The 5,256-nt window shown below is 73.5% G+C and carries 5 protein-coding genes; 2 read left to right on the top strand and 3 right to left on the bottom strand.

Features of this window, described 5'->3' with window-relative positions:
• The first annotated feature begins 501 nt into the window (after positions 1–501).
• Both leuA and RNC47_RS35700 read left to right on the top strand, forming a co-directional pair.
• Positions 502–2,262: a 2-isopropylmalate synthase gene (gene leuA / locus RNC47_RS35695; RefSeq protein ID WP_311604979.1), complete on the top strand. Its 1,761-nt coding sequence runs from the start codon at positions 502–504 to the stop codon at positions 2,260–2,262.
• A gap of 129 nt (positions 2,263–2,391) precedes the next feature.
• A complete protein-coding gene (locus RNC47_RS35700; protein WP_311604980.1) occupies positions 2,392–3,003 on the top strand; it encodes a TerB family tellurite resistance protein in 612 nt (203 codons plus the stop codon).
• A 21-nt stretch (positions 3,004–3,024) separates the two neighbouring features.
• Here the strand turns inward: RNC47_RS35700 and era are convergent, their stop codons facing one another.
• Genes era through RNC47_RS35715 form a run of 3 tightly spaced genes read right to left on the bottom strand, consistent with a single transcriptional unit; the run spans position 3,025 to position 5,076 of the window.
• Positions 3,025–3,993, bottom strand: coding sequence for a GTPase Era (era, locus tag RNC47_RS35705; protein ID WP_311604982.1), 969 nt, complete (start codon positions 3,991–3,993; stop codon positions 3,025–3,027).
• Complete coding sequence (locus RNC47_RS35710; RefSeq protein ID WP_311604984.1) at positions 3,990–4,337, bottom strand: cytidine deaminase; 348 nt, start codon at positions 4,335–4,337, stop codon at positions 3,990–3,992. Before RNC47_RS35710 ends, era begins: the two co-directional genes overlap by 4 nt.
• A 28-nt stretch (positions 4,338–4,365) precedes the next feature.
• Positions 4,366–5,076 (bottom strand): hypothetical protein, encoded by a 711-nt coding sequence (locus tag RNC47_RS35715; RefSeq protein WP_311604986.1) that lies wholly within the window; start codon positions 5,074–5,076, stop codon positions 4,366–4,368.
• Positions 5,077–5,256 lie beyond the last annotated feature (180 nt).

Below are 5,256 nucleotides of genomic sequence, written 5' to 3' on the forward strand. Positions count from 1 at the left end.
GCGCCGGGGTGGGCGGGCCTGCTCGCGCTGCGCGCGGTGCTCGGCCCGCCAGGGCCGAGGGCCCGCGGCGGCTACGCCGCCGGGCCACGCGGCCCGTGCCGCGCGAGGCCACCCGCCAAGGGCGGGTGGGTGGGCGCGGCACCGCACGGCCGCAAGGCCGGCACGGCCGCCAGGCCGGCACGGCCGCCAGGCCGGCACGGCCGCCAGGCCGGCACGGCCGCAAGGCCCGACCTCGGCGGCTTCGCCGCCTGGTCGGGCCGGCCGGCCGGCGGCCAAGGCCAAGCGCCCAGCAGCGGGGTCGTCTCGGATGGTGATACGGGCGTGGCCACCGTCGTCGGGCGAGTTACGCTGGGCGGGCGATGCGTTTCGGGATCCTTCTCCTTAGCCGCCGCGGCGAGGGTCTGTAGTCACCAGGCCGACCCCCTCCCCGCGGAGTTCGGCGCTGCCCGTCGGCCGTTTCCCAGCGATCAGCCGTCATCCCGCGCAGGAGACCCGAACGACATGAGTGTCACCGGCAAGCCCACCCCCCTGACCAACGCGACCGTGCGCCAGCGGCCCTCCGGTATGCCCGTCCACCGGTACCGCCCGTTCGAGGCCGTGGACATCCCCGACCGCACCTGGCCGAACAACCGGATCACCGCCGCGCCGCGCTGGCTCTCCACCGACCTGCGGGACGGCAACCAGGCCCTGATCGACCCGATGTCGCCCACCCGCAAGCGCGCCATGTTCGACCTGCTGGTACGCATGGGCTACAAGGAGATCGAGGTCGGCTTCCCCTCCTCCGGCCAGACGGACTTCGACTTCGTGCGGTCGATCATCGAAGAGGACGCCATCCCCGAGGACGTCACCATCTCCGTGCTGACCCAGGCGCGCGAGGAGCTGATCGAGCGGACCGTCGAGTCGCTGGTGGGCGCCCACCGGGCGACCGTGCACCTGTACAACGCCACCGCCCCCACCTTCCGCCGCGTGGTGTTCCGCGGGGGCCGGGACGAGGTGCGGGGCATCGCGGTGGACGGCACCCGGCTGGTGCTGAAGTGCGCCGAGAAGCTGTTGGACGACCGGACCGTCTTCGGTTACCAGTACAGCCCGGAGATCTTCACCGACACCGAGCTGGACTTCGCGCTGGAGGTCTGCGAGTCGGTGATGGACGTGTGGCAGCCGGAGGAGGGTCGCGAGATCATCCTCAACCTGCCGGCCACCGTCGAGCGCTCGACGCCGTCCACGCACGCCGACCGCTTCGAGTGGATGTCGCGGAACCTGTCCCGCCGCGAGTTCGTCTGCCTCTCCACGCACCCGCACAACGACCGCGGCACCGCCGTCGCCGCCGCCGAGCTGGCGCTGATGGCCGGCGCCGACCGGGTGGAGGGCTGTCTGTTCGGGCAGGGCGAGCGCACCGGCAACGTCGACCTGGTGACGCTGGGCATGAACCTGTTCTCGCAGGGCATCGACCCGCAGATCGACTTCTCGGACATCGACGAGATCCGTCGTACCTGGGAGTACTGCAACCAGATGGAGATCGCGCCGCGCCACCCCTACGTGGGCGACCTCGTCTACACCGCCTTCTCCGGCTCCCACCAGGACGCCATCAAGAAGGGCTTCGAGGCGATGGCCGACCAGGCCGCCGCCGAGGGCGTCGGCGTCGACCAGCTGTCGTGGGACGTGCCGTACCTGCCGATCGACCCGATGGACGTGGGCCGCTCCTACGAGGCGGTGATCCGGGTCAACTCGCAGTCCGGCAAGGGCGGCGTGGCCTACGTGCTGAAGAACGACCACAAGCTGGACCTGCCGCGCCGCATGCAGGTGGAGTTCTCGCGGATCATCCAGGAGAAGACGGACGCGGAGGGCGGCGAGGTCACCCCGGCGCAGATCTGGGAGACCTTCTCCGACGAGTACCTGCCGAGCGCCTCGGGCTGGGGCCGGATCGCGCTGCGCGACGCGCAGGCGTCGACCTCCTCCGAGGGCGCGGACGCGCTCACCGTGGAGGCCGTGGTGGACGGCGTCGACACAGTGCTCACGGGCACGGGCAACGGGCCGCTGGCCGCCTTCTTCGACGCGCTGTCCTCGGCGGGCGTGGTGGCGGAGGACGTCAGGCTGCTGGACTACGTGGAGCACACGATGAGCGAGGGCGCCGGCGCCAAGGCGGCGGCGTACATCGAGTGCGCCGTCGGCGACCGGGTGCTGTGGGGCGTCGGCATCGACGCCAACATCGTGCGCGCCTCGCTGAAGGCCGTGGTCTCGGCCGTCAACCGCGCGGCGCGCTAGGGGCCCGGACTCGGTTTCGGTCCGTTCGCACTGCTGACTCCCGACCCCGTGTGTGGTTAACATCACGTCGGCGATGTTGCCGGCGGGTGATGGAGGTACGGCGTGGTGCGCTCCAGGGTGGGGCTCAGGGTGGCTGGGGTCCGGACGGCGTGGCGGATCGTCGACGACGGCGACTTCTTCTGCGCGGGGTGCGGGGGCGACCGCTGCTACCGGCTGTTGACCGGCCGGCGGCGGCTGACGGTACTCGGCCTCCCGGTGCTGCCGCGCGGCGCGGCCGAGCCGGTCGTGGAGTGCGTCTCGTGCCGGGGTCACTTCCCGCCGGACGCGCTCGGCCAGCCGACCACGACCAGGCTGGCCGGGCTGCTGCGGGACGCGGTGTACGCGATCGCGCTGGCGATGCTCGGGGCGGGCGGCGGCGAGGAGGCCGCCGCCCGGCGGGCCGCGGTCGCCGTGATCCGCGACGCGGGCTACCCGGAGTGCACCGAGGACGGGCTGCTGACGCTCAGGGCCGCGATGGGCCGCCGCCGGCTGCCGCCGCTGGACCACGAGGTGCGGGCGGCCGTCGGGGCCCTCACCCCGCACCTGGCGGCCCCGGGTCGGGAGGCCCTGCTGCTGCTCGGCGCCCGGGTCGCGCTGGCCGACGGGCCGTGCACGGACGCCGAGCGGCAGACGCTCTCGACCATCGCCGAGGCGCTGTCCCTGCCGGTCGCCGCCACCGAGCGCCTGCTCGGCAGCCGTTAGGGCACCGCCGACCACCCGCTCTCAGAAGCCGAGGCGGCGGAGCTGCTTGGGGTCGCGCTGCCAGTCCTTGGCGACCTTCACGTGCAGGTCGAGGAAGACCGGCGTGCCGAGCAGCGCCTCGATCTGCTTGCGGGACTTGGTGCCGACCTCCCGCAGCCGCTGGCCCTTGGGGCCGATCACGATGCCCTTCTGGCTGGACCGCTCGATGTACAGGTTGGCGTGGATGTCCAGCAGCGGACGGTCCTCGGGACGGTCCTCGCGGGGCAGCATCTCCTCGACCACCACGGCGATCGAGTGGGGCAGCTCGTCCCGCACGCCCTCGAGAGCGGCCTCCCTGATCAGCTCGGCGATCATGACCTGCTCGGGCTCGTCCGTCAGGTCGCCCTCCGGGTAGAGCGGCGGGCCCTCGGGCAGCAACGGCACCAGCAGGTCGGCGAGGAGCGACACCTGCTGGCCCGCGACGGCGGAGACCGGCACGATCTCGGCCCACTCGAGGCCGATCTCCTTGCCCAGCAGGTCGACGGCGATGAGCTGCTCGGCCAGCGCCTCGGGGGTCACCAGGTCGGTCTTGGTGACGACCGCGATCTTCGGGGTGCGGCGGATGTTCGCCAGCTCCTTGGCGATGAAGCGGTCGCCGGGGCCGATCTTCTCGTTGGCGGGCAGGCAGAAGCCGATGACGTCGACCTCCGCCCAGGTGGTGCGGACGACGTCGTTGAGCCGCTGCCCGAGCAGGGTGCGCGGCTTGTGCAGGCCCGGGGTGTCGACCAGCACCAGCTGGGCGTCGGGGCGGTGCACGATGCCGCGGACGCTGTGCCGGGTGGTCTGCGGACGGTTGGAGGTGATCGCGACCTTGGTGCCGACCAGCGCGTTGGTCAGCGTCGACTTACCGGCGTTGGGGCGGCCGACGAAGCAGGCGAAGCCGGAGCGGTGGTCGTCCGGGTACTCCGGGAACTCCGGGAAGGCGCCGCTGAGGGAATCTGGGGTGCTCATGACGCGGGGATCGTCGCACGAAGGGCACCGTCCGGGCCAGCCAGCAGGACGGGGGTGCCAGCGCCGCCGAGGTCGCGGACGGCGGCGAGGTCCTCGGCCGGCAGCGCCTCTGCCGCGCTGACCACGGCGGCGGCCTCCAGCGACGCCGCGCCGCTGGACGCGGCCAGCACGACGGCGGCGCGCAGCGCGCTCAGCCGCAGCGAGTCGAGCGCGACGGTGGTGGCCACATAGGTGCGGCCGGTCTCGTCCCTGACCGCCGCTCCCTCGGGCACGCCGTTGCGGGCACGGGCGCTGCGCGCCAGCGTGATGATCTTGGTGTCCTCGGGGTCAACGGCGTCTGTCATGGCCCCGAGCTTAACGGGGCGTGGCGGCTCAGAGATCCGTGGTGCCGGGCTGGTCCCGGCGGGGCGCGGGCGAGCGTCCCTCGCAGACGTCCTCCAGCTTCCTGACGGCCGTCTCGGCGATGTCGGAGACGTCGCCGGTGCCCTTGTCGTCGCGCCCGGCCTGCGCCACCCGCACCAGGTGGGCGCCGACGCGGGCGACCACGAGGTCGGCGACGACGCCGGTGTCACCGCTCTCGCCCTCCTGGGCCCGCCGGTTGAAGCGGACGGCGGTGCTCTCCTCGCCGAGCCGGTCGACGTCCAACGTGGACGCCTCGTAGGCGACGGTGGTGGAGCCGGAGGTGCCCTCGCGGGTGTGGATGGTGCCGCACTCGGCGGTGGCCTCGCGCAGCCCTTCGAGCGCGCGGCGGGCCGCGGCCTCGTCCTCGTGCGCGGCGACGACCGTGGTGACGAAGGGCCCGCTGCGGGTCTTGGCGAAGCCGGCGCTCGCCTTCGTCTCCTCGGCGCTGTCGAACAGCTCACGGCAGTCGCGCTCGGTGGGCTCGGGAACGCCGAAGCCGCGCTCGCGGGCCGAGCGGGCGCTGTCACTGGCCCAGCCCTCGGGGAAGTCGACGGCGTCCAGGAGCGCGACGCGCAGCTCCTTCTCGGAGAGCGCGTCGGCGGCCACCGGCCGCCCGGGCACGAGCGCCGTGGCGGCCAGGACGACGCCGGCCACGACGGCAGTCCGCAGATGCGAGTACATAGCCCCCATGGCGCCACCGGACCGCTGCGCTGGCCACCGCCACACCGCCGTTCGGGTGACACACCGCCCTGGCGCGCGACCGGTCCGCCCTGGCGCGCGGCCGGCCCTCCCGCGGCGCTCCGCGCCGGATGTGTCCCCGCTCTCCTCGCGCTCCGCGCGGGGATGTTCCCCGCCCACCCG

Source organism: Streptomyces millisiae (genome assembly GCF_031845425.1).
In the GTDB taxonomy this organism is placed as follows: Bacteria; Actinomycetota; Actinomycetes; order Streptomycetales; family Streptomycetaceae; genus Streptomyces; species Streptomyces millisiae.

Coding starts and splice junctions, on each gene's coding strand:
- leuA (WP_311604979.1), top strand. CDS start 502: ATGAGTGTCACCGGCAAGCCCACCCCCCTGACCAACGCGACCGTGCGC.
- RNC47_RS35710 (WP_311604984.1), bottom strand. CDS start 4,337: ATGACAGACGCCGTTGACCCCGAGGACACCAAGATCATCACGCTGGCG.
- RNC47_RS35715 (WP_311604986.1), bottom strand. CDS start 5,076: ATGTACTCGCATCTGCGGACTGCCGTCGTGGCCGGCGTCGTCCTGGCC.
- era (WP_311604982.1), bottom strand. CDS start 3,993: ATGAGCACCCCAGATTCCCTCAGCGGCGCCTTCCCGGAGTTCCCGGAG.